This window comes from Novosphingobium sp. Leaf2 (assembly GCF_001421325.1).
Lineage (GTDB): Bacteria > Pseudomonadota > Alphaproteobacteria > Sphingomonadales > Sphingomonadaceae > Novosphingobium.
In genome coordinates, this window is sequence record NZ_LMJY01000003.1 from 48,338 (window position 1) to 69,318 (window position 20,981).

Here is a 20,981-nt window from a genome sequence, read left to right on the forward strand (position 1 = left end):
TCTAGACCGGGACCGCAGGCACGTCTATGATCCGTGTACCCCGGGGAGCCAGCAGCGTCCTTTCACGGATTCTGGGCTGAGAGGTGTGGGTATGCTCCACACGACCCGTCGAACCTGAACCCGTTAATACGGGCGGAGGGAGTGGAGGCTGCGCCAGGAAACCACAGGCCGGCAATCCGCCTTTCTCGTCCGCCCAGGAGAGAAGCGATCATGGCAGACATCAACGCCAAAATGGAAATCGGCGTCACCACCGGGCCGATCCGTGGATCCAAGAAGATCTACGTCCCCGCCCAGGCCAATCCGAACGTGCGCGTCGCCATGCGCGAGATCTACCTTGAGCCCAGCAGCGGCGAACCGCCGGTGCGCGTGTACGACACCTCCGGCCCCTACACCGATCCTGATGCGGTGATCGACATTGCCGCCGGCCTGCCCCCTCTGCGCCGCGAATGGCAGCTGGCGCGCGGCGACGTGGAGGAATACGCGCCCCGCGAAGTGAAGCCGGAGGACAACGGCCAGCTCGGCCCCGATCGTTCGGGCGGCGTGCCCCCGTTCCCCACCGCCCTGCGCCGCCCGCTGCGCGCCAAGGCCGGCCAAAACCTGTCGCAGATGCATTATGCCCGTCGCGGCATCATCACGCCGGAAATGGAATACGTGGCCGAGCGCGAGAACTTGGGCCGGGCCAAGCTGGCGCACTACAACCGCTCGGGCGAAAGCTTCGGCGCGTCCATTCCCGATTACGTAACGGCTGAATTCGTACGCGACGAAGTGGCGCGCGGCCGGGCGATCATCCCCAGCAACGTCAACCACCCCGAAGCCGAGCCGATGGCGATCGGCCGCAACTTCCTGGTCAAGATCAACGCCAACATCGGCAACTCCGCCGTAGCATCCGATGTCGCGTCCGAAGTGGACAAGATGGTCTGGTCGATCCGCTGGGGCGCCGACACGGTGATGGACTTGTCCACCGGGCGCAACATCCACGACACCCGCGAATGGATCATCCGCAACTCCCCCGTGCCTATCGGCACCGTGCCGATCTATCAGGCGTTGGAAAAGGTCGGCGGCGTGGCCGAGGATCTGACTTGGGAAATCTTCGCCGACACGCTGATCGAGCAGGCCGAACAGGGCGTGGACTATTTCACGATCCACGCCGGCGTGCGCCTGCCTTACGTGCCACTGGCGGCCAAGCGCATGACCGGCATCGTCAGCCGTGGCGGCTCGATCATGGCCAAGTGGTGCCTGGCGCATCACAAGGAAAGCTTCCTGTACGAGCGGTTCGACGAGATCACCGAGATCATGAAGGCCTACGACGTGGCCTATTCGCTGGGCGACGGACTGCGGCCCGGCTCGATCTACGATGCCAACGACGAGGCGCAGTTCGCCGAACTCTACACCCTAGGCGAATTGACCAAGCGGGCCTGGGCGCAGGACGTCCAGGTGATGATCGAAGGGCCCGGCCACGTGCCGATGCACAAGATCAAGGAGAACATGGAAAAGCAGCTCGAGGCGTGCGGCGAAGCGCCGTTCTACACCTTGGGCCCGCTCACCACCGACATCGCGCCCGGTTACGACCATATCACCAGCGGCATCGGCGCGGCGCAGATCGGCTGGTACGGCACCGCGATGCTTTGCTACGTGACCCCCAAGGAGCACCTTGGCCTGCCCGACCGCGACGATGTGAAGGTCGGCGTCGTCACTTACAAGCTGGCCGCCCATGCCGCCGATCTGGCCAAGGGCCATCCGGCAGCGCAAGTGCGCGACGATGCCTTGTCGAAAGCGCGCTTCGAGTTTCGCTGGCGCGACCAGTTCAACCTCAGCCTCGATCCCGATACGGCGGAGCTGTACCACGACCAGACCCTGCCCGCCGAGGGCGCCAAGTCCGCGCACTTCTGCTCCATGTGCGGGCCGAAATTCTGCTCGATGAAGATCAGCCAGGAAGTGCGCGATTTCGCCGCCAAGCAGAACCAGCCCAGCACCCAGTTCCTCGCCGCAGAGGACGCGGAGGCCGGGATGGCGCAGATGAGCCAGGTGTTCAAGGACACCGGCAGCGAACTGTACATGGGCGCGGGCGACCGCGAACACGATTGACCCACAAAGCCCGGCTTCCCGGATCAACACGGGACGCCGGGCGTTCGGTCGGTTATGGGTCAACCGACTCTCAAGGGAAACACCGGAATGCTGCGTAATCCTGCTGCCGACTGGATGAGGCTGGCCAACGATGGCTATGCGCTGTGGGCCGAATCGATGGTGGTCATGGGCATGCGCACCGCAGACCTGATGACCGGCAAGGGCAGCGCGCAGGAAAACCTTCTGATGGTCAGCGAAAAGATGCAGGCCGGTGCCGAACTGGCGGTGATGCTGGCCACCAGCGGCCTCACCACCCCTGAACAAAGCGCCCACAAGGCGGTGCGCCATTACCGCAAGCGGGTGCGGGCCAATCGCCGGCGCCTGTCGAAAACCAAGGGATGAGCGCACGCATTCATGTGGGGATCGGCGGGTGGACCTACCCGGACTGGCGCGGCACGTTCTACCCCGAAGGCCTGCCCCATGCGCGCGAACTCGGTTATGTGGGCGAACACCTGACCGCTACCGAAATCAACGCCACGTTCTATCGCCGCCAGAGCCCGGCCAGCTTCGCCAAATGGCGCGACGCGGTGCCGGACGGATTCGTGTTCGCGCTGAAAGGCTCGCGCTACTGCACGAACCGCAAAAACTTGGCCGAAGCGGGTGAGAGCGTCGGCAATTTCCTGGCCCAGGGGCTGGTTGAACTGGGCGACAAACTCGGCCCGATCAATTGGCAGTTAGCCGCCACGAAAAAGTTCGAGGCCGACGAAATCGCGGCTTTTTTGACGCTGCTGCCCGATAGCCACGAAGGCATCGCCCTGCGCCACGCGATCGAACCGCGCCACGCCAGTTTCGACGATCCGGCCTTCTTCGCCCAGTGCGCCAAGGCCGGCGTCGCCCTCGTGGTGGCCGATTCGCCCAAGTACCCCGCGTTCGCGGACACCAGCGCCCCCTTCGTTTACGCCCGCCTCCAGAACGCCCGGTCCGATTTGCCGCAAGGTTACCCCGCCGATGAAATAACCGCGTTCGCCAGGCGTGCCAAAGGTTGGGCAAGCGAGGGCAAGGACGTGCTTGCCTTCTACATCAACGGCGCAAAGGAACGCGCGCCGCATGCGGCGATGGCTTTGATTGACGCTCTGGGCGGGTAGCGCGAAGGCGGCGAAGTCTCATTTTGCCTATGTCAAACCAAAGTCATTAAAACGTCACAGTTCCGACATATTGCGCGCCTGCAAATCGAGGGGTTTTCATGCGCATTTTTCTGAGCGGAGTTGGCGCACTGGTCGCTGTTTCAGCGGCTGCGCCGGCGTGCGCATCCGATGACGAACAGATCTGGATCGCCAGCACTGCCACGGTAAAGCTGTCCGACAAATGGCGCTTTTCGCAGGAAGTCATCACCCGCTTCAGCGACGATCGTGACGGATTGTACGAAGTCGAGATGAATTCGCTGATCGGGTACAAGGTTGCCGACAAGATCACGGTATGGGCAGGCTATACGCACGATCCGAACTACAACGGCGGACGCTTCGCCGTGATGGAGCACCGCGGACGACAGCAGGTGACGCTGGACAACATCCTCAAGATCGGGCCGGGGCAGCTCAGCGCGCGCCTGCGGATGGAGGAGCGCTGGCGCGAAGGCATCAGCGGCGTCGCGTACCGTGTGCGGCCTTACGTGAAGTATGTCCTCCCATTGCGCCGGGGCAGCAAGACCGCGCTCGTCTTCAGCCACGAAAGCTTCATCGACCTGAACAAGACGAACTTCCAGCGCGTGCGGGGAGAGGAGCGGATGCGCAACGCCATTGCCGTCACCACGCCGCTGGCGAAGAACGTGAATGCGGAGTTCGGGTATCTGAACCAGCACGGCTTCGTGCCGGATGCGACCGACAGCAACGATCACGTGGCGTCGGTGTCTCTGGGCTTCAATTTTTGAGACCTTTGGGCAACTAGACCCACAACGACCTACCGATGGCTTCCCAGCATGTTGGCATGGGTGATCGCCACCGCCAGCGCATCGGCGGCATCCTCTCCTGCCAGCTTTACGCCGGGAAGCAGAACCTTCAGCATCGCCTGGATCTGCTTCTTGTCCGCCCCGCCGGTGCCCACGATGGCCTTTTTCACCAGCTTGGTGGAATATTCCGCCACCGGCATTCCCGCGCGCGCCAGGCTGAGCATCGCCACGCCGCGGGCCTGACCCAGCTTGAGGGTAGATTGCGGATTCACGTTGACGAACACTTCCTCCACCGCGCCGCTGTCCGGGCGATGATGCAGGATCACGTCGGTGAGCGCCGCGTCCAGTTCGACCAGACGCTGCGCCATGCCCGCCTTGGCGTCCGTGCGGATCTGCCCGTTCGCCACATGGCTCAGCCGACTGCCGCTTTTCGCCACCACCCCCCAACCGGTGCAGGTGAGCCCCGGATCAAGTCCAATTATGATCACATCGACAGTCCCATGCACTGTCCGATTTGGACCATCGCCAGGTACAGGCATACCGTCAGCAGGCACCCCAGCCCCAGCGACGGCCAGAAACCCAGCCCGTGGCGCAATGCGAACGGGATCAGCAGGAACATCGGCAACGACGGCAGCACGTACCAGAACGTGGCCTGCGCATGCACCGCCATGTTCTGCGCGTCAGGCCGTGCCTGCCATAGCAGGATCATGCCCAGAACCGACACCAGCGGCAGCGAGGCTATCAGCGCCCCCATTGCAGGGAGGCGCTTGCCCACTTCGGCGATCGCCACGATCATCGCCCCTGACAGCAACGCACGGGCGATCAGCGCGATCATGTCAGCCCAGCGTCTCCATGACTTCGTCGGAGATTTCGTAATTGCCCCACACCGTCTGCACGTCGTCGTCCTCTTCAAGGGTATCGACCAGCTTCATCAGCGTGCCTACGGTGTCCGCATCGACATCGACGGTAAGGTTGGGCTTCCACGCCAGCTTGACGCCTTCCGCCTCGCCCAGCGTCTTTTCCAGTTCGCGCGCCACTTCGTGCAGTGCATCCACGGAAACCCAGATCTGGTGGCCTCCCGGATTCTCGTCACCATCGCCCATGTCGCTCTGCACGTCCTCCGCGCCGGCCTCGATCGCGGCTTCGAGAACCTTGTCTTCGTCACCCACGCTGGCAGGGTATTCGATCAGGCCCAGCCGCTCGAAACCGTGGCTCACCGCCCCCGATGCGCCCAGATTGCCCCCGTTCTTGGCAAACGCGGTGCGCACGTTGGTGGCGGTGCGGTTGCGGTTGTCGGTCAGCGCCTCGACGATGATGGCCACGCCGCTGGGGCCATACCCTTCGTAGCGCACTTCCTCGTAGTTTTCGGCATCGCCCTTGCTGGCCTTGTCGATCGCGCGCTGGATGTTGTCCTTGGGCATCGACTGCGCCTTGGCGGCGTTGACGGCGGCGCGCAGGCGCGGGTTCATGTCAGGATCGGGCATGCCCATCTTCGCCGCAACGGTGATTTCGCGCGAAAGCTTGCTGAACTGCGCCGAGCGCTTTTTGTCCTGCGCACCCTTGCGATGCATGATGTTCTTGAACTTGGAATGGCCTGCCATGGGGTCCGCTCGTTTGCCTGCCCGGCGCCCGCCCCTGTCGGGAACGGCGTGGGTCTCGGTGAAGGAAGTGGCGCGCCCTTACAACACCCCCGCCCCCAAGGGCAACTATTGCGCGCGAAAGCCTCGCAACGGATTGGCAAGAAAGGCACGGGTAAGACTGCGTGATGACGCCCGAAACCGCACCCCTCGCCGCCGGCGACGCCGCAACGCTCGCCCCCTCGCCCCGCGTGGTCCTGCGCGAATGGCTGGGCTTTTTGAGGCGTCCCGCCGTGCTGACACCAAGCGGGCTGCGCACGCGCGCGGCGTGGCGCGCGCTTTGCGTGCTGCTACTGGTCCATCTGGCGGGCATGCTGCTGGTGATCCTGCCTGTGATCGCGCTGTGGCAGCGCCAGTTCGCGCTGCCGATGCCCGACGCTTTCGGCAAGCTGCCGGACGGGTGGCTACTGCCGATTACCATCCTGATCGCCCCGGTGCTGGAAGAGATGATCTTTCGCGGCTGGCAGAGGGGCCGCCCGCGCGCGTTGTGGCTGCTGGCCTGCTTCGCCGCCTTGGTGATCCTGCTCGCCAAGGCGGGCGACCTCGCCCCCAAAGGCGCTGCGGGCGCGCTGGCAGCATTGATCGTGCTGGCGCTTGGCGGCTGGCTTTGGCTGCGCAAGCGCCCCACGCGCATGCTGTACCGGCACGCCTACCCGGCAACGTTCTGGCTGGTGGCGCTAACGTTCGCCGGCTTTCACCTGATGAACTATCCGGCCACCACCTGGCTATCGCTGCCGATGGTGCTGCCACAATTATGGGCCGCGCTCCTACTGGGCTTCACGCGCCAGCGCCTGGGACTGCCGGCCGCGATGCTCCAGCACGCCGCCGCCAACGCCGCCAGCATGGCCCTGGCGGCCGCCGGCGGATAGCCGTCAGTCGATGCCCAGCGCCGACTTGTAGGTATCGAGCAGCATGTCCATTTCGCGGCGATCGTCAGGCTTCATCTTACGGATGCGGACGATCTGGCGCATGATCTTGACATCGTAGCCCACCGCCTTGGCTTCGTTGTAAACGTCGCGGATATCGTCCGAAATGCCCTTCTTTTCCTCTTCCAGGCGCTCGACGCGCTCGATCAGCAGACGCAGGCGATCGTCGGTGTTTTCGGCCATGAGGTTTCGTGCTCCGCAATAAGGCAGGTAGAATCGGTTGGCCGGGCTGATAGCGAGGCCGGACAATTCAGGCAAAGCGCAGCCCTGTGGAAAATCGCGGGCGGCGCTTAATTTTTGCGCCGTTTATTCCGGCGCGTTCTTCTTCACGCTTTGCTCCATGCGCGCCAGCTGCTCGGGCGTGGCCGCGCTTTGGCGGGTGGTCTTCCATTCGTCTGCCGGCATGCCGTGGATCAGCGCGCGGGCCTGCGCCTTGTCGCCTTCGAATCCGGCATCGAGGATCCAGTCCGCCAGGCAATTGCGGCAAAAGCCGGCGAGGCCCATCAGGTCGATGTTCTGCGCATCGTGGCGGTGCTGCAGATGACGGACCAGCCGGCGGAACGCCGCCGCCGCGATTTTGTCATCAAGCTGGTCGATACGGGCTTGTTCGTTCATGGTATGCCAATCATCCTTGGTTTGTATGACCGCCTTTGGCATATGGGCGCCCATTCCCGAAAGAGGCAGAAGAACAATCTTGGTCAACACCATTCCTTCGGGCACGATGCCCTACCGCCGTTCGCCCCACCATCGCGGCATCAAGCGCCAGCGCAAGGTGAAGATCCTGGCAACGCTTGGTCCGGCCAGCCGCGATCAGGACATGATCGCCAAGCTGCTGCGGGCCGGCGCGGACGCGTTCCGAGTCAACATGAGCCATGGCGATCATGAAACGCACGCGCAAACCATCGCCAACATCCGCGCGGTGGAAAAGGACCTTGGCCGGCCGATCGCGATCCTGTGCGACCTGCAGGGCCCCAAGCTGCGGGTCGGCACGTTCGAAGGCGGCAAGGCGTTCCTGCGCCACGGCGCGCATTTCACGCTGGACCGCAATCCCGCGCCCGGCAACGACGAGCGCGTATGTCTGCCCCATCCCGAACTGTTCGGCGTGCTGCAGAAAGGCCAGCGCCTGCTGGTCGATGACGGCAAGCTGCGGCTGGTGGTGATCCGCGCGGAACCTGATTCCATACTGTGCAGCGCCGAAGTGGGCGGGCCGATTTCCGACCGCAAGGGCGTGAACGTGCCCGACGCCATCGTGCCGGTCCCCGCGCTCACCGACAAGGACCGCCGCGACCTGGCGTTCGCGGTGAAGCACGGGGCGGACTGGATCGGCCTGTCGTTCGTCCAGCGGCCTGAAGACGTGGCGGAGGCCAGGCGGCTTACCGGCGGCCACGGCGCGATCATGGCCAAGATCGAAAAGCCGGCGGCGGTGGAAAGCCTTGACGAAATCATTGAGCTGTCCGACGGCATCATGGTCGCGCGCGGCGATCTTGGCGTCGAACTGCTGCCCGAAGAAGTGCCCGCGATCCAGAAGCACATCGTTGAAAAGACCCGCAACCAGGGCAAGCCAGTGGTGGTGGCCACGCAGATGCTGGAATCGATGATCACCAGCCCCTCGCCCACCCGCGCCGAGGTGTCCGACGTCGCCAATGCGGTGTACGACGGGGCGGACGCGGTGATGCTGTCGGCGGAAACGGCGGCGGGCCAGTGGCCGGTTGAGGCGGTGACGATCATGGACCGCATCGCCACGCGCGTGGAAAGCGACGCCACGTATCGCCAGCGCATTCACATCGCGCAAACCCCGCCCGACGCCACCAGCGCCGACGCGCTCTCGGCTTCGTGCGCCACGATTGCCGACACCTTGACGATCGAGGGCATCGTGGTGTTCACCGGTTCGGGTATCTCGGCCCGGCGGGTGGCGCGCGAACGGCCAGCCGCGCCGATGCTGGTGCTGACCCCCTCGCCGCACACAGCGCGCCGGCTCTCGCTGCTGTGGGGTGCACATTCGGTGGTCACCAAGGACATCGGCAGCTTTGAGGAGATGATCGCCAAGGGCAAGCGCATGGCGCTGCGTCACGGCTTCGGCGCGGCAGGCTCGCGCCTCGTCACGCTGGCCGGCGTGCCGTTCGGCGTGCCCGGCTCCACCAACCTGCTGCACATCGTGACGCTGACCGGCAACGAGTTAGAGACGCCTCGATAGGCGCCGCGATCAAACGGCGATGGCGTGCACGCGGGTCCGGCGGTCCCGCGAGATAGCCATCGCGGAAGCGGTCCACAGGCTGGCCGCGGCAGCGATCCCGGCGATCACGCCGCCATAAGGCACGCCAGCGGCAAACCCGATCAGCGCAGCCGCGATAAGGGCGATGCCAAGCACCAGGAACGGGCGGAACGCCGCGGCGTAGGCGATCGGCGGAAAGTGCAGACCCACCACCAGCGCCATCGCCGGCAAGCGCCATTCCGGGCGGTGCAGGTTGACCGCCACGTTCACGGCCAGCGCGATGCCGATGCCTTCGGCAGTGCTGCTCCAGGCGATCACCTTGCCGGCCCGTGCCGATAGCGCCACACCCGTCCCCGGCATGCGCACGACGCGGATCGCCAGCAGCGCGATGACCGCAAAGCCTGTGAACGGCAGGGCGAGCACAGGGCCGGTCAAGTGCCACTCCCACGCCATGGTGACGGCCACGAACACCGCGCCGAAAAATCCCATGATCATCGCGCCCCACGCACCCATCGCCGTCACCCTGCTCTCGATCCTGAAACAAAGGCCTAATCGGCGCTGGTCGAACGGTCGAGCGGATTTAACGCAATGACCAGGCGTGCATCCTGCCGCAAATCAGCAACGGCTCGCAACCGATGCGACCGGGCAAGTGACGGTAAATGCTGACTTTATTTGCGAGCGTTCGGAACTGAACACGCCACGAAAATGGTGAAATACCTTTTGATTTCAGCGCGCTATACCCATTTCAAAAGCATGACCGATCTTACCCTGGCATCCACCCGGCGAAGCCTGATGTTTTCCGGCGCGGCGATTGCGGTCGGCGCGCTGGCCGGGTCGTCGTCCAGGCCGCTGCTGGAACCCTCGATCCGCACCCGCACAGCGATGCCTCATAGCGCACCGCAATTCACCCGCGCCGCGATTGAGCCCCGGCTTTTGAAGAAGGCCTTGGCGGCGCTTGACCGGCACGCCGGCACGATCACGGCGCGCGACCGCATCGCCATCGTCGATTTCAATGCGCCGTCCTCGGAAGCGCGGATGCATTTCGTGGATGTTGAGGGCGGACAGGCCTCGCGTCTGCTCGTGGCGCATGGCTCGGGTTCCGATCCGGACCATACCGGCTTCCTCAAGATGTTTTCCAACGCTTTCGGGTCGAACGCGTCGAGCGAGGGCGCTTTCCTGGCGGACGATTACTACGTGGGCAAACATGGCCGTTCACAGCGCTTGGTCGGGCTGGACGCAACCAACAACAACGCGCTGGGCCGCGCTATCGTGATCCACAGCGCGTGGTATGCCAACGAGGACATGATCGCTGCGCACGGCAAGCTGGGCCGCAGCCAAGGCTGCTTCGCGGTAGGCGAAAACAAACTGGACGACGTATTCGGATTTCTGGGCAAAGGGCGGATGGTATACGCCGCGCGGGCGTGAGCGCACTCAGTGCCGCGCCCGGTGCGCCGCCAACCATGTGCGTGCCCGAAGGATGGCGTTTTCGCGGATATCCTCGAAAAACAGTCCGATGTCGTGATAATGCATGCTGCCACCCGGCAGCGGCGTAAGGTCTAGCGTCGGGTCCGGATCCACGACCAGAAAACCCCGCTCGCACCGTGCCGAAACCGCATGGGGCACGATCGCGCGCAGCGGCGTTGCATCGGGCGCGCCCGGCACCGCGCCTTTCGCCGCATAGCGCGAGGTCGCGCTGACCGAGCGCGAAAATGTCAGCGGGTTGATGCAAAGGATCGCAGGATCGGCGCCAGCGGGCAGTATCGTGCGATTGTATCCTTCCGCCCGGGCCACTGCCTGTCCCAGATCCGCGCTGGCCAGGATAGAGCCCCAGTGCACCACACAGCCGGTCCTGTCGGGCCGGTCACACACCGTCAGCGTCGATCCGGGGCGATCGAACTTGGCGGCGGGAAACGTGATCCCGACATCGTAGGCGGCGACCAGCCGGGCGGCCAGCGGTTTGCCGTCGATCTCCTCGTCCAGCAACCGCTCCAGGTGCGCCGCGCCCTGACTGTGCCCTGCCAGAATGAACGGCCTGCCCTTGTTGTCATGATCCAGATAGTACCGGAACGCGCGCTTCACGTCCGCATAGGCCAGCGCGAAAGCATCGTCACGAATCGCGCCGCCCCGCCGTTGCGCGCCCGAGGTTGCCTGCCGGTAACGCGGCGCAAACACCCGGCAGCACCCGTTGAAGGCGGCGGCCTGCCGCCCGATCACGCTGCCATCGGTCCACGCGTTCACCGTCCCATCCGCGACCGGCTGGTTCCAGCGATCGAGCGTGGTGTCGGTGGTAGGGTGGATGTAGAACACATCGACCGGCAGGTTCTGCCGGGCCACCGCTCCGGCGGGAACGGCGACCGCCGCGCCTTCGTGCCCCGGCCTTGCCGCCCAACTGGCGCTTTTCGCATAATCGGGCGCGGGCGGCGCTGCTTGCGCGACCGTTGGGGCTGCGTCCGCGCCTATCACCGGGTTGGGCACGGCAACCGCAAGGGCAAGGAGTAACATTGCGGTATGGGCAAGGCGCACGGCGGGTGTAACTCCCTCAAACAGGCTCGTGCGCCCTGCTTTGAGCCTGCCAGGTTCCCTGTAAAGGTCGCAGGGCACCTGTGCCCGCTGTTCGGAAAAACACCTTGCCGCCGGGCTATTTTGCCGGGCGCTGGCGGCGCAGGTAGGCGATGATGTCCGCCCGGTCGAGCGGGTCCGACACGCCGGCAAATTGCATCGAGGTTCCCGGCACCAAGGCGGACGGCCCGGCGATCCATGCGTTTAGCGTCTTTTCATCCCACACACCGCCGGCTTTCGACAAGGCGGCGGTGTAGCCGAAGCTGGCGCTGTTGGTGGCGAACGGCTTTTTGAACACGCCGAACAGGTTAGGGCCGCCACGGTCCATGCCACCGTCCTCGATCGTGTGACACGCGGCGCATTGCCCGAACTTTGCCGCCCCCGCATCGGCGCTGGCGACGCGCATCAAGGCGGCAAATGAAGGGTTGGGTCCGGCCTGGCGCAGACGTGCGTCCCGGTCGTCAGTCTTACCGCGCCCACAGCCGGACACGGACAGCGCCGCGCACATAACAAGCAGAGTAAAGGAGCGGTGCATGATGCCACCGTGCTAGCAGGGCTATGCCGGATCGGAAACCAGAGGCTTCCGGCAAGCAGCGGCGCCCGTCACTGCGAGCGCCGCGCCTGGGTCACATGCACTTGGTGAACTGGCCCTTCTTGGGACCTGACGCGATATGGCATTTGCCCTTGGCGTCCTTGACCACGCCGGTCTTTGTGGGCGCAGCAGTCGAGCACTTGATGAATTTGCCTTTCGCGTCCTTGCACGAAGCCGCAAGCGTGGGCGACGCAGCAACTAGTCCGGCAAGAGCGACAGCGGTCATGAGATTACGAATCATAGGGACGTCCCTTCAAGAGTTCGACACATCTCGCTTACAATTTTGTAACCGTCGCGCAAAGAACGTTAACTTTTGGCCCGTGCGCCTAATGGTGGTGCTCGCCCGGTCGACCGCCACCGGAATGGCCGCCGCCGGGATGACCTTCCACAGGCCGGGCTGCAGGCGGGCGTCCACCGCCAGGATGGCCTTGGGGACGACCGCCGCCGGGGTAGCCACCGCTAGGACGCTCTGACCCATGACGCGCGGCTGCGGGTGCCATGCGGGGTGCTTCGACGGGACCCCGGAAGGCTTCTTGACCATGGCCGCGCGGGGCCGCGTATCCTGCCGTCACGTGGACAGCGGGTCGATTATGCGGTGCGCCGTATCGCGCCGCATTCGGTTCACCACGAAAGGCGGGCCGGTTGCCTTCATGCACCCGAACCGCGCGGGCTTCCTGCGCCGCGATCCGATCGCTGCGGGCGAAGTTTGCCTGATGCCGGTTCGCTGCGGGGCCGACAGGCGCGCCGCCGGGACGGCCCGGGTGCTGCCGCTGGGCCATCAGCGCCGCAGCCGGTGCACCGTGGTATCCGCCGAAACGGGCCGGGCCCGCTGGCGTGGCGCCGACTGGCGAGCCGAAGCGTTCGCCGCGTGGCCCTGCCATCGGGCCACGCCCGGCTGGGTCGAACCCGCGGCCCGGCCCGGCAGGTCCACCCGCAGGACCGGCAAATCGCTGCGCCACCAAGGGCTGCGGGGCCGCAAAGGTCTGCCGGCGTGCGGCTTCGCGCTCCATTGCCATGGCCTGATGGTGATGCACGGCAAGCGCCGCCAAGGCTGCTCCACCAACGGCGGCTGCGGCGATCGGGGCGTAGTGGGCATTGTCATGCGCCCAGCTTGCCTGTTGCCAGCTCGCGGGGATCGCGCGGGGCGGCGGGGGTGTGCGGAAATCCTGATCGCGCCACTGCGCAAAGCGCTGCTGATCGGCATCGCGGCGCGCCGCTTCCTGTGCCCAGTACCGGCTTTGCTGCGCATCTTCCTGGGCGTGATACGCGGCCCAGTCCGCCTGCCGGTCGCGGTTTTCCATCCAGCGTTCGCGCCCCTCGACGATCGCGTTTTCGCGCGCCGCCCAGTCCGCCGCGGCAATGGCCTGCCGCTCACGCGAGGCGTCGTACAGACGCTGCGCGCGCCACAAATACGCCGAGGCGTAGTTCAGGCGCGGGCCGTAGTCGTCATAAGGAATGATGCCCCCGTCCGGGCCGTAGATCACCGCCAGCTGATCGCCATCGTAGCCATACCCGTATTGCGGATCCCGGATGAAATACGGGCGATCGGCGCCGGTGCGGTAATAGTAGTAGCGATAGCCGTCGCTTACCGGCTCCATGAACACGCGCGATCCGTCGTACGCCTGCCAGGCCCACGGCTCCACGCCATCATAGTCAAAGCCATAATCCGGCGGCGCATCGCCCAGCGATTGCGAGAAGTACGAGGCTTGGTCCGCGTACGCATAGGCCGCGCGTCTTTCCGGCACGCGCACGGTGCGGATCGGCTGCGAGGCCGGGATCGCTGCGGCCGGGGGCGCCAAAGCGCATTGCTGGGCGGCGGCAGTAGTCATGGGCAATGTGGCCGGCAGTGCGGGCAGCGCGGACACGGTTCCGTTCGCGGCGCCGTCCGCAGACTTGTTGCAACCTGCAACGCCAAGCGCGAGGACGAGCGCAGATGCGCCGGCAAGCGCAGAAGTGGTCAGATAACGATGTCCGGGTACCGCCATGGCATGAGCTCCAGAAGATATCCGGCCCTAAATCGCCTTACCTTTCCCGGTTCCGCTCCTATACCAATGCACCGGCGTATCGGCCCGCGCGCCTCAATCACAAACCGCGCCGATCATGTCGGCAAATGCGCGCGTGGTGGGTGACGGATTTTGCCGGTGGATCAGCAGCAGCTGGCTGGTGAACGGCACGTCCATGCGCCGGAACGCCAAAGTATCCAGGCCTAGCCGTTCCATCGGGGCGGAAAGGATGGACAGCCCGAAACCCGCTGCGGTAAGCCCCAGCAGCGTCGCAAAGCTGGAGGCTTCCAGCGCGATGTCGGGGCGAAAGCCGATCCGTTCGCACTGCGCGATCACATGCTCGTTGAAGCCGGCACCGTTGATCGCCCCGAACATTACCAGCGGTTCGCCTTCCAGGTCGGCCAGCACCGGATTGCGGTCCAAGGCAGCCAGGGGGTGATCATGCCGCATCGCAAGGACGATGCCATCGCGCCGGATGCAGCGGGCGATCAAGTTCGGGCCGATGTCGGGCGTGTCGAACGTGCGGGCGATGCCGATGTCCAGCATGCCGCGCTCCAGCCGCTCGATCTGCGCATCGCGCGGCAATTCGTCGAGCTTGAGTTCGACCTCCGGGAAGCGGCTGCGATAGCGTGACAGCGCGTCCATCACCGGACGCACGAACGGCACCGACGTAGAGAATCCCAGCTGCAGCAGGCCCAGTTCGCCCCGATGGGCCAGCCGCGCGATCTGCGCGGCCCGGTCCGCCTGATCCAGCGTCGCGCGCGCCTCGGGCACGAACCGGGTGCCCGCTTCAGTCAGGCGGACGCGGCGGCTGGTACGTTCGAACAGCACCACGCCCAGCTCCTGTTCCAGGGCGCGGATCTGCTGGCTGAGCGGGGGTTGCGACATGCCCAAGCGCTGGGCCGCCCGGCCAAAGTGCATCTCCTCAGCCACGGAAAGAAAGTAGCGCAAGTGGCGAAGATCCATACGATCAGGTCCTGCAATATATCAATCGAGCCGATTTATATATTGGACACCACATAGCCAAGAGCGCAATCGCCCGGCAACGAACCCGCAACCGGGCAACAACACCAGTGTTCACCGCTTGACGCCGCATGGCTGAAGCAGGTGGGCTGGACCCACCAAACGCGGGAGCCGGGAACGGGATGTCAGGTTGCGTTGCGTCGCACACCATCCAGGTGTGCGGGCGCGCGGAGACGTGAATGCTCGATATCGTCAAAGTTGCCCTGCACCGCCCCCTGACTTTCATCGTCATGGCCATTCTGATTGGGCTGGGCGGCATCCTGGCGGCGCTGCGCACGCCAGTGGACATCTTCCCGGACATCAAGATCCCGGTCATCGCGGTGGCGTGGCAGTATTCCGGACTGCCCCCTGAAGACATGTCCAACCGGATCATCACCCCGTTCGAGAGGGTGCTGACCACGACGGTGAACGATGTGGGGCATATCGAAAGTCAGTCCTACCAAGGCGTGGGCATCGTCAAGATCTACTTCCAGCCTAATGTCGACATTCGCACCGCAACCGCGCAAGTCACCTCGGTTTCGCAAACCGTCCTCAAGCAGATGCCGCCGGGCGCGACGCCGCCGCTGATCCTTAACTATTCGGCATCCACGGTCCCGATCCTGCAGCTTGCGCTGTCCGGCAAGGGCCTTAGCGAGCAGCAGCTGTTCGATCTTGGGCAAAACCAGATTCGCCCCAGCCTGGTCACCATTCCAGGCTTGGCCATGCCCTATCCTTCGGGCGGCAAGCAGCGGCAGGTGCAGATCGACATCGATCCGCAGGCGCTACAAGCACGCGGCCTGTCCGCACAGGACGTGGCCAACGCAATCGCCAACCAGAACCAGATCAACCCGGCGGGCTTCGTACGCATGGGGTCGACCGAGTTTAGCGTGCGACTGAACAATGCGCCCGATTCGATCAACAAGTTGAACGACCTGCCGGTCAAAACCGTCAATGGCGCCACGATCTACATGCGCGACGTGGCCTACGTGCGCGATGGCAGCGCCCAGCAACAGAACGTGGTGCACGTCGATGGCGCACGTTCGGTGCTGCTGACGATCCTGAAGAACGGGTCGGCTTCCACGCTGGCGATCGTGCAAGGCGTGAAGGATGCCTTGCCCGCGATCCAGGCCACCCTGCCCGCATCGCTCAAGGTGCTGCAGGTGGGCGACCAGTCGCTGTTCGTGAAGGCGGCGGTGGACGGCGTGGTGCGCGAAGGCGCGATCGCCGCGGCGCTCACCAGCCTGATGATCCTGCTGTTCCTCGGCTCGTGGCGCTCCACCGTCATCATCGCGCTGTCGATCCCGCTGGCGGTGCTGGCGGCGATCGGCGCTTTGGCGATGTTCGGGCAGACGCTGAACGTGATGACGCTGGGCGGGCTGGCGCTGGCCGTGGGCATCCTCGTCGATGATGCCACGGTCACCATCGAGAATATCAACTGGCACCTCGAACAGGGCAAGGACGTGATCCAGTCCATCCTTGATGGCGCGGCGCAAATCGTCACCCCGGCGTTCGTATCGCTGCTGTGCATCTGCATCGTGTTCGTGCCGATGTTCTTCCTGCCGGGCGTGGCCGGGTTTCTGTTCGTGCCGATGGCGCTGTCGGTGATCTTCGCGATGATCGCCTCGTTCATCCTGTCACGCACATTGGTGCCGACCATGGCGATGTACCTGCTCAAGCCGCACGTGCACCGGCCTGACGCTCATGATGACAGCGCGCCGCCGCGCAATCCGCTGGTACGCTTTCAGCACGGGTTCGAGGCCCGCTTCGAAAAGATCCGGGGGGGCTACATCGGGCTGCTGAAGCGCGCGCTCGATAGCCGCAAGCCGTTCATGATCGGCTTTCTGGCGGTCGTGGTAATTTCCTTCGGGCTGTTGCCGTTCCTGGGCAGCAACTTCTTCCCCTCGATCGATTCTGGCCAGATCGCCATGCACGTGCGCCTGCCGGTGGGCACCCGCATCGAATCGAGCGCGGCAGGCTTCGAACGGGTCACAGCCGCGGTGCGCCGCATCATCCCGGCGGAGGAATTGTCCGCGATGACCGACAATATCGGCCTGCCGGTGTCCTCGATCAACACGGTCTATTCCAACACCGGCACGATCGGACCGCAGGACGGGGACATGCTGGTCACGTTGAAGGAAGGCCACGCGCCCACCCAAGGCTACGTCGATCGGCTGCGCGCGGAACTGCCCAAGCAGTTTCCTGGCATAACGTTCGCGTTCCTTCCCGCCGACATCACCAGCCAGATCCTGAACTTCGGCTCGCCCGCGCCGATCGACGTGCAGATCTCGGGCAAGGACCCGGCGGCATCGCGCGCCTATGCCCATAGGCTGATGGCCAAGCTGGGCAACGTGCCGGGATTGGCCGACGTACGTATACAGCAGCCCGCACACGCCCCGCAGCTTGAGGTCAACGTGGATCGCTCACGCATCGGGCAATATGGCTTGTCCGAAAAAGACGTGACCAACAGCCTCGCCAGTTCGCTGGCCGGCACCGCGCAGACCGCACCGGTCTATTTCGTGAACCCGGACAACAACGTGTCCTACGCGGTGGTGGCGCAGGCGCCGGAATATCAGGTGGGCTCGATAGACCGGCTGACCAACGTCCCGGTATCGGGCACCACCGGCGCGCCATCGCAGCCCCTGGGCGCGCTGGCGTCGCTGCAGCGGTCGAACACCACGCCGATCGTGTCGCACTACAACATCCAGCCGGTGATCGACATCTACGGCACCACTCAGGGCCGCGATCTTGGTGCGGTTGCAGGAGACATCAACCAGGCGATCAAGTCGCTGGAGAAGGACCTGCCCAAAGGCACCAAGGTGACGATGCGCGGCCAGTACGAGACGATGAACACCGCGTTTTCAGGGCTGGGCTGGGGCCTGGTGGGCGCGATCTTCCTGATCTATCTGCTGATCGTGGTGAACTTCCAGAGCTGGGTGGACCCGTTCGTGATCATCACCGCCCTGCCCGCCGCGCTGGCAGGCATCGTGTGGATGCTGTTTACCACTGGCACCACCCTTTCGGTCCCGGCGCTGACCGGCGCGATCATGTGCATGGGCGTGGCCACCGCCAACTCGATCCTGGTCGTCAGCTTCGCCCGCGAAAAGCTCGATGAACTGGGCGATTCGCGCGAAGCGGCGATCCAGGCCGGCCTCGTCCGCTTCCGCCCCGTGCTGATGACCGCGCTGGCGATGATCATCGGCATGGCCCCGATGGCGCTGGGCCTTGGCGATGGGGGCGAGCAGAACGCCCCGCTGGGCCGGGCCGTGATCGGCGGGCTGATGTGCGCCACCATTGCCACGCTGTTCTTCGTTCCCACCGTTTTCAGCTTCGTCCACCGTCGCCGCCGCAGCGATGCTGCCGAAGCCCACCCTCATGCGGGATTGCAGCCCAGCCATGTCTGATACCGACTTCACGCCCGCATCCGAACAGACCGTCCACAGTGACGCCTCCGGCCCGCATCCGCGCACCCTCAAGCGCGTGGGTATCGGCGTTGCCATCGTCGCGCTGGTGGTGGTCGCGTTCGGGATCACCTCGCGGATGCACGCCACCAATCAGCTGGAGGCGGTGTCCCAGGATGCGGCGGTGCCCAACGTCGCGGTGGTGACCGCGCAAAAGAACACCAGCGGCAGCGATCTTGTGCTGCCCGGAACCATCCAGGCGTTCAACAGTGCCGAAATCAACGCCCGAACGAACGGGTACGTGCGGGCCTGGAAGGCCGATATCGGCGATCGGGTCCGCGCCGGGCAGACCCTTGCCATTCTTGATGCGCCGGACGTGGACCAGCAACTGGCCCGCGCGCAGGCGGAATACGTCACTGCGGTGGCGAACCAGCGGCTGGCGGCCACCACCGCGCGGCGCTGGCAGTCGCTGCTCAAGCAGGATGCGGTTTCGCAGCAAGAGGCGGACGAAAAATCGGGCGATCTCGCCGCGAAGACAGCAGTCGCCAACGCATCGCTTGCCAACGTGCGTCAGTTGCGCGCAACGCAGGGCTTCACGCGGCTTGCGGCACCGTTCAACGGGGTGGTCACCAGCCGGTCGGCACAGATAGGCGCGCTGGTGGTGGCAGGAAATGCGTCCGCGCAGCCGCTGTTCACCGTATCGGACGTGCACCGCATGCGCATCTATGTCCAGGTGCCGCAGTCGTATTCCGCGCAGGTGCATCCCGGGATGACGGCACAGCTTTCGGTCCCCGAGTTTCCGGGCCGGGAGTTTCCTGCGCAGCTGGTGCGAAGCTCCGGCGCGGTGGACCAGAAATCTGGCGCGATGCTGGTCGAACTGCAGGCGGACAATCCGGGCGATGCGCTCAAGCCCGGCGCCTACGCCCACGTACGCTTCACCATCGATGGTCTTGGCGGCGGTATGCGTCTGCCGGGCAGCACGGTGCTTTACGGGGCGAGCGGGCCCAGCGTGGCCGTGGTCGGCAAGGATGGCCGGGCGACAGTCAAGCCGATCAAGATCGCCCGCGACGAAGGCAAGACAGTGCTCGTTTCGGTAGGCGTGAGCCCCGGCGAAAAGGTGATCGACAGCCCGCCTGACTCCATCCAGACCGGCGACAAGGTGCAGATCGCCGCCCCTGAAAAGGCTGGGGCCGACACGCAGGCCAAGCCCAATGGCTAAGGGCGTCGCCACGCGCGCCGCCGTCCGCTCGGGCGCGGCGCTGATGGCGCTTGCCATCGCCGGCTGTTCGATGGCGCCTGCCTATCATCCGCCACAGACCGCCGCACCGGCGCAGTTCAAGGAAGTTGCCGGATGGTCGCAGGCCATGCCGGCCGACGGCGTTGACCGGGGTGCATGGTGGACGGTCTACGGCGATCCGGTGCTCAACGATCTGGAAACGCGCGCTAACGCTGCCAGCCCCACCCTGGCCGCCGCGCTGGCCCGCTACGATGAAGCGCGCGCTACGGCGCGTGAAGCCGCTGCCGATCTGTATCCCACGGTAGGCATCAACGGCAACGCATCGCGCAACCGGGTTTCGAAGTATCGCCCCAACAGCACCGGCCAGGCCGGTGAATACAACGATTACATCGCCGGTGGATCAATCAGTTACGAGCTCGACCTGTGGGGCCGGGTGCGCAACGAGGTGAAGGCCAACGAAGCGGCGGCAGATGCCAGCCGAGCCGATCTGGCGTCCGCGCGGCTGAGCCTGCAGGCCTCCTTGGCTGATGCCTATTTCCGGCTGCGCGGGCTTGATGCCGAAGCCACGCTGCTGGCCGGGTCCGTGGACGCATTCGCGCGCGCTTACGACCTGACGGAGAAGCGGCATAACGGCGGCATCGCCTCGGGCATCGACACCAATCGTGCCCGCACAACGCTGGAAAATGCCCGCGCCCTGATCGCCGCGAACGCCAACCAGCGCGCCGCGACCGAGCACGAGCTGGCCGCGCTGACCGGCGCGCTGGCGTCCAACTTTGCGCTGGCTGCGGCAACGCCCGATCTCACCCCCCCTGCGGTGCCGGTCGGCAGCCCGTCCGAGCTGCTCCAGCGCCGGCCCGACATTGCGGCGGCCGAGCGGCGGATCTTTGCCGCCAATGCCCGGATCGGGGTGGCGAAGGCAGCGTTCTTCCCCTCTCTGTCGCTTGGCGCGAGCGGAGGATGGAATACGACGGGTCCGGCGTTCCTGAGCGCGCCCAGCAGTTTCTGGTCGCTCGGCCCGCTCGCCTCAGTGCTGACGCTGTTCGACGGCGGGCGCCGCAACGCACAAGTGCGCATATCGCGCGCGCAGTATGATGAGGCGGCGGCGAACTATCGCGACACCGTGCTCACCGCGTTCCGGCAGGTGGAAGATGCGATCGCGGCGATTCATCATCTGGCTGACGAAACCGCATCGCAGCAGGCCGCCGCGCAAGCCGCGCAGCGCACGCGGGACATCGCGATGGCTCGCTACCGCGATGGTGCGTCCGATTACCTGGAAGTGGTGACCGCGCAGACGGATGCGCTGACCGCGCAGCGCAATCTCATCTCGGCGCAGACCGACCGGATGCGCGCCAGCATCGCGCTGGTAAAGGCCATGGGCGGGCCGGTGGGCGGCCCCACCTGACCTGTCG

21 protein-coding genes and 1 riboswitch are annotated in these 20,981 nt (G+C 65.2%); of the genes, 10 read left to right on the top strand and 11 right to left on the bottom strand.

Going from position 1 to position 20,981, the window contains the following annotated elements:
• The first annotated feature begins 31 nt into the window (after positions 1-31).
• Positions 32-158: riboswitch (TPP riboswitch) on the top strand.
• Positions 159-210: 52 nt separating this feature from the next.
• From thiC to ASE49_RS03895, 4 genes are all read left to right on the top strand, one after another.
• Positions 211-2,085, top strand: a complete 1,875-nt coding sequence (thiC, locus tag ASE49_RS03880; RefSeq protein WP_056768812.1) for a phosphomethylpyrimidine synthase ThiC — start codon at positions 211-213, stop codon at positions 2,083-2,085.
• 87 nt (positions 2,086-2,172) lie between these two features.
• Positions 2,173-2,466, top strand: a complete 294-nt coding sequence (locus ASE49_RS03885) for a hypothetical protein (protein WP_056768813.1) — start codon at positions 2,173-2,175, stop codon at positions 2,464-2,466.
• Positions 2,463-3,209, top strand: a complete 747-nt coding sequence (locus tag ASE49_RS03890) for a DUF72 domain-containing protein (RefSeq protein WP_056768814.1) — start codon at positions 2,463-2,465, stop codon at positions 3,207-3,209. Before ASE49_RS03885 ends, ASE49_RS03890 begins: the two co-directional genes overlap by 4 nt.
• A 98-nt stretch (positions 3,210-3,307) precedes the next feature.
• Positions 3,308-3,988, top strand: a complete 681-nt coding sequence (locus tag ASE49_RS03895) for a DUF2490 domain-containing protein (protein ID WP_056768815.1) — start codon at positions 3,308-3,310, stop codon at positions 3,986-3,988.
• A gap of 29 nt (positions 3,989-4,017) precedes the next feature.
• Here ASE49_RS03895 and ruvC read toward each other — a convergent pair whose 3' ends face one another.
• Genes ruvC through ASE49_RS03910 form a run of 3 tightly spaced genes read right to left on the bottom strand, consistent with a single transcriptional unit; the run spans position 4,018 to position 5,607 of the window.
• On the bottom strand, positions 4,018-4,494 hold the full coding sequence (gene ruvC, locus ASE49_RS03900; protein WP_056768816.1) for a crossover junction endodeoxyribonuclease RuvC: 477 nt from the start codon (positions 4,492-4,494) through the stop codon (positions 4,018-4,020).
• Positions 4,491-4,841, bottom strand: a complete 351-nt coding sequence (locus ASE49_RS03905) for a DUF3147 family protein (protein ID WP_056768817.1) — start codon at positions 4,839-4,841, stop codon at positions 4,491-4,493. Before ASE49_RS03905 ends, ruvC begins: the two co-directional genes overlap by 4 nt.
• A 1-nt stretch (position 4,842) precedes the next feature.
• Positions 4,843-5,607 (bottom strand): YebC/PmpR family DNA-binding transcriptional regulator, encoded by a 765-nt coding sequence (locus tag ASE49_RS03910; RefSeq protein WP_056768818.1) that lies wholly within the window; start codon positions 5,605-5,607, stop codon positions 4,843-4,845.
• A 164-nt stretch (positions 5,608-5,771) separates the two neighbouring features.
• Between ASE49_RS03910 and ASE49_RS03915 the strand changes: the two genes are divergently transcribed.
• Complete coding sequence (locus ASE49_RS03915; protein ID WP_056768819.1) at positions 5,772-6,512, top strand: CPBP family glutamic-type intramembrane protease; 741 nt, start codon at positions 5,772-5,774, stop codon at positions 6,510-6,512.
• Between the two features lie 3 nt (positions 6,513-6,515).
• Here ASE49_RS03915 and ASE49_RS03920 read toward each other — a convergent pair whose 3' ends face one another.
• Together ASE49_RS03920 and ASE49_RS03925 are read right to left on the bottom strand one after the other, a co-directional pair.
• Positions 6,516-6,752, bottom strand: a complete 237-nt coding sequence (locus tag ASE49_RS03920) for a DUF2312 domain-containing protein (RefSeq protein WP_056768820.1) — start codon at positions 6,750-6,752, stop codon at positions 6,516-6,518.
• Positions 6,753-6,875: 123 nt separating this feature from the next.
• Positions 6,876-7,184, bottom strand: a complete 309-nt coding sequence (locus tag ASE49_RS03925) for a DUF1244 domain-containing protein (RefSeq protein WP_056768874.1) — start codon at positions 7,182-7,184, stop codon at positions 6,876-6,878.
• A gap of 106 nt (positions 7,185-7,290) precedes the next feature.
• Between ASE49_RS03925 and pyk the strand changes: the two genes are divergently transcribed.
• Positions 7,291-8,763, top strand: coding sequence for a pyruvate kinase (gene pyk, locus ASE49_RS03930; RefSeq protein WP_056768875.1), 1,473 nt, complete (start codon positions 7,291-7,293; stop codon positions 8,761-8,763).
• A 9-nt stretch (positions 8,764-8,772) separates the two neighbouring features.
• Here pyk and ASE49_RS03935 read toward each other — a convergent pair whose 3' ends face one another.
• A complete protein-coding gene (locus tag ASE49_RS03935; protein WP_056768821.1) occupies positions 8,773-9,294 on the bottom strand; it encodes a hypothetical protein in 522 nt (173 codons plus the stop codon).
• A 240-nt stretch (positions 9,295-9,534) separates the two neighbouring features.
• On the opposite strand from ASE49_RS03935, the gene ASE49_RS03940 reads away from it, so the two are divergent.
• Positions 9,535-10,206: a murein L,D-transpeptidase catalytic domain family protein gene (locus ASE49_RS03940; RefSeq protein WP_056768876.1), complete on the top strand. Its 672-nt coding sequence runs from the start codon at positions 9,535-9,537 to the stop codon at positions 10,204-10,206.
• 6 nt (positions 10,207-10,212) lie between these two features.
• Here the strand turns inward: ASE49_RS03940 and ASE49_RS03945 are convergent, their stop codons facing one another.
• The 5 genes from ASE49_RS03945 to ASE49_RS03965 all read right to left on the bottom strand — a co-directional run bounded on the left by ASE49_RS03945 (position 10,213) and on the right by ASE49_RS03965 (position 14,901).
• The gene (locus ASE49_RS03945) at positions 10,213-11,283 is read right to left on the bottom strand and encodes a DUF3089 domain-containing protein (protein WP_156370095.1); all 1,071 of its coding nucleotides are present in this window, start codon (positions 11,281-11,283) and stop codon (positions 10,213-10,215) included.
• A 136-nt stretch (positions 11,284-11,419) separates the two neighbouring features.
• A complete protein-coding gene (locus tag ASE49_RS03950; RefSeq protein ID WP_056768823.1) occupies positions 11,420-11,875 on the bottom strand; it encodes a c-type cytochrome in 456 nt (151 codons plus the stop codon).
• A gap of 91 nt (positions 11,876-11,966) precedes the next feature.
• Positions 11,967-12,173, bottom strand: a complete 207-nt coding sequence (locus tag ASE49_RS03955; protein WP_056768824.1) for a hypothetical protein — start codon at positions 12,171-12,173, stop codon at positions 11,967-11,969.
• Positions 12,174-12,258: 85 nt separating this feature from the next.
• Positions 12,259-13,917, bottom strand: a complete 1,659-nt coding sequence (locus ASE49_RS18515; protein ID WP_056768825.1) for a hypothetical protein — start codon at positions 13,915-13,917, stop codon at positions 12,259-12,261.
• A gap of 93 nt (positions 13,918-14,010) precedes the next feature.
• Positions 14,011-14,901 carry a LysR substrate-binding domain-containing protein gene (locus ASE49_RS03965; protein ID WP_056768826.1) on the bottom strand — a complete coding sequence of 297 codons (891 nt, stop codon included), beginning with the start codon at positions 14,899-14,901 and terminating at the stop codon, positions 14,011-14,013.
• A gap of 236 nt (positions 14,902-15,137) precedes the next feature.
• On the opposite strand from ASE49_RS03965, the gene ASE49_RS03970 reads away from it, so the two are divergent.
• From ASE49_RS03970 to ASE49_RS03980, 3 genes are read left to right on the top strand one after another with little or no spacing between them, the layout of a single operon-like run.
• Positions 15,138-18,338 carry an efflux RND transporter permease subunit gene (locus ASE49_RS03970; RefSeq protein WP_056768827.1) on the top strand — a complete coding sequence of 1,067 codons (3,201 nt, stop codon included), beginning with the start codon at positions 15,138-15,140 and terminating at the stop codon, positions 18,336-18,338.
• Entirely contained in the window at positions 18,331-19,554 is a 1,224-nt protein-coding gene (locus ASE49_RS03975; RefSeq protein ID WP_056768828.1) for an efflux RND transporter periplasmic adaptor subunit, read from the top strand. Before ASE49_RS03970 ends, ASE49_RS03975 begins: the two co-directional genes overlap by 8 nt.
• Positions 19,547-20,974, top strand: a complete 1,428-nt coding sequence (locus ASE49_RS03980) for an efflux transporter outer membrane subunit (RefSeq protein WP_056768829.1) — start codon at positions 19,547-19,549, stop codon at positions 20,972-20,974. Before ASE49_RS03975 ends, ASE49_RS03980 begins: the two co-directional genes overlap by 8 nt.
• The last annotated feature ends 7 nt before the right edge of the window (positions 20,975-20,981 follow it).

Bases quoted from the DNA above. Each gene is read 5' to 3' on its own strand.
- thiC (WP_056768812.1), top strand. From the start codon at position 211: ATGGCAGACATCAACGCCAAAATGGAAATCGGCGTCACCACCGGGCCG.
- ASE49_RS03885 (WP_056768813.1), top strand. From the start codon at position 2,173: ATGCTGCGTAATCCTGCTGCCGACTGGATGAGGCTGGCCAACGATGGC.
- ASE49_RS03890 (WP_056768814.1), top strand. From the start codon at position 2,463: ATGAGCGCACGCATTCATGTGGGGATCGGCGGGTGGACCTACCCGGAC.
- ASE49_RS03895 (WP_056768815.1), top strand. From the start codon at position 3,308: ATGCGCATTTTTCTGAGCGGAGTTGGCGCACTGGTCGCTGTTTCAGCG.
- ASE49_RS03905 (WP_056768817.1), bottom strand. From the start codon at position 4,841: ATGATCGCGCTGATCGCCCGTGCGTTGCTGTCAGGGGCGATGATCGTG.
- ASE49_RS03910 (WP_056768818.1), bottom strand. From the start codon at position 5,607: ATGGCAGGCCATTCCAAGTTCAAGAACATCATGCATCGCAAGGGTGCG.
- ASE49_RS03915 (WP_056768819.1), top strand. From the start codon at position 5,772: ATGACGCCCGAAACCGCACCCCTCGCCGCCGGCGACGCCGCAACGCTC.
- ASE49_RS03920 (WP_056768820.1), bottom strand. From the start codon at position 6,752: ATGGCCGAAAACACCGACGATCGCCTGCGTCTGCTGATCGAGCGCGTC.
- ASE49_RS03925 (WP_056768874.1), bottom strand. From the start codon at position 7,184: ATGAACGAACAAGCCCGTATCGACCAGCTTGATGACAAAATCGCGGCG.
- pyk (WP_056768875.1), top strand. From the start codon at position 7,291: ATGCCCTACCGCCGTTCGCCCCACCATCGCGGCATCAAGCGCCAGCGC.
- ASE49_RS03935 (WP_056768821.1), bottom strand. From the start codon at position 9,294: ATGGGTGCGTGGGGCGCGATGATCATGGGATTTTTCGGCGCGGTGTTC.
- ASE49_RS03940 (WP_056768876.1), top strand. From the start codon at position 9,535: ATGACCGATCTTACCCTGGCATCCACCCGGCGAAGCCTGATGTTTTCC.
- ASE49_RS03945 (WP_156370095.1), bottom strand. From the start codon at position 11,283: ATGTTACTCCTTGCCCTTGCGGTTGCCGTGCCCAACCCGGTGATAGGC.
- ASE49_RS03950 (WP_056768823.1), bottom strand. From the start codon at position 11,875: ATGCACCGCTCCTTTACTCTGCTTGTTATGTGCGCGGCGCTGTCCGTG.
- ASE49_RS03955 (WP_056768824.1), bottom strand. From the start codon at position 12,173: ATGATTCGTAATCTCATGACCGCTGTCGCTCTTGCCGGACTAGTTGCT.
- ASE49_RS18515 (WP_056768825.1), bottom strand. From the start codon at position 13,917: ATGGCGGTACCCGGACATCGTTATCTGACCACTTCTGCGCTTGCCGGC.
- ASE49_RS03965 (WP_056768826.1), bottom strand. From the start codon at position 14,901: ATGGATCTTCGCCACTTGCGCTACTTTCTTTCCGTGGCTGAGGAGATG.
- ASE49_RS03970 (WP_056768827.1), top strand. From the start codon at position 15,138: ATGCTCGATATCGTCAAAGTTGCCCTGCACCGCCCCCTGACTTTCATC.
- ASE49_RS03975 (WP_056768828.1), top strand. From the start codon at position 18,331: ATGTCTGATACCGACTTCACGCCCGCATCCGAACAGACCGTCCACAGT.
- ASE49_RS03980 (WP_056768829.1), top strand. From the start codon at position 19,547: ATGGCTAAGGGCGTCGCCACGCGCGCCGCCGTCCGCTCGGGCGCGGCG.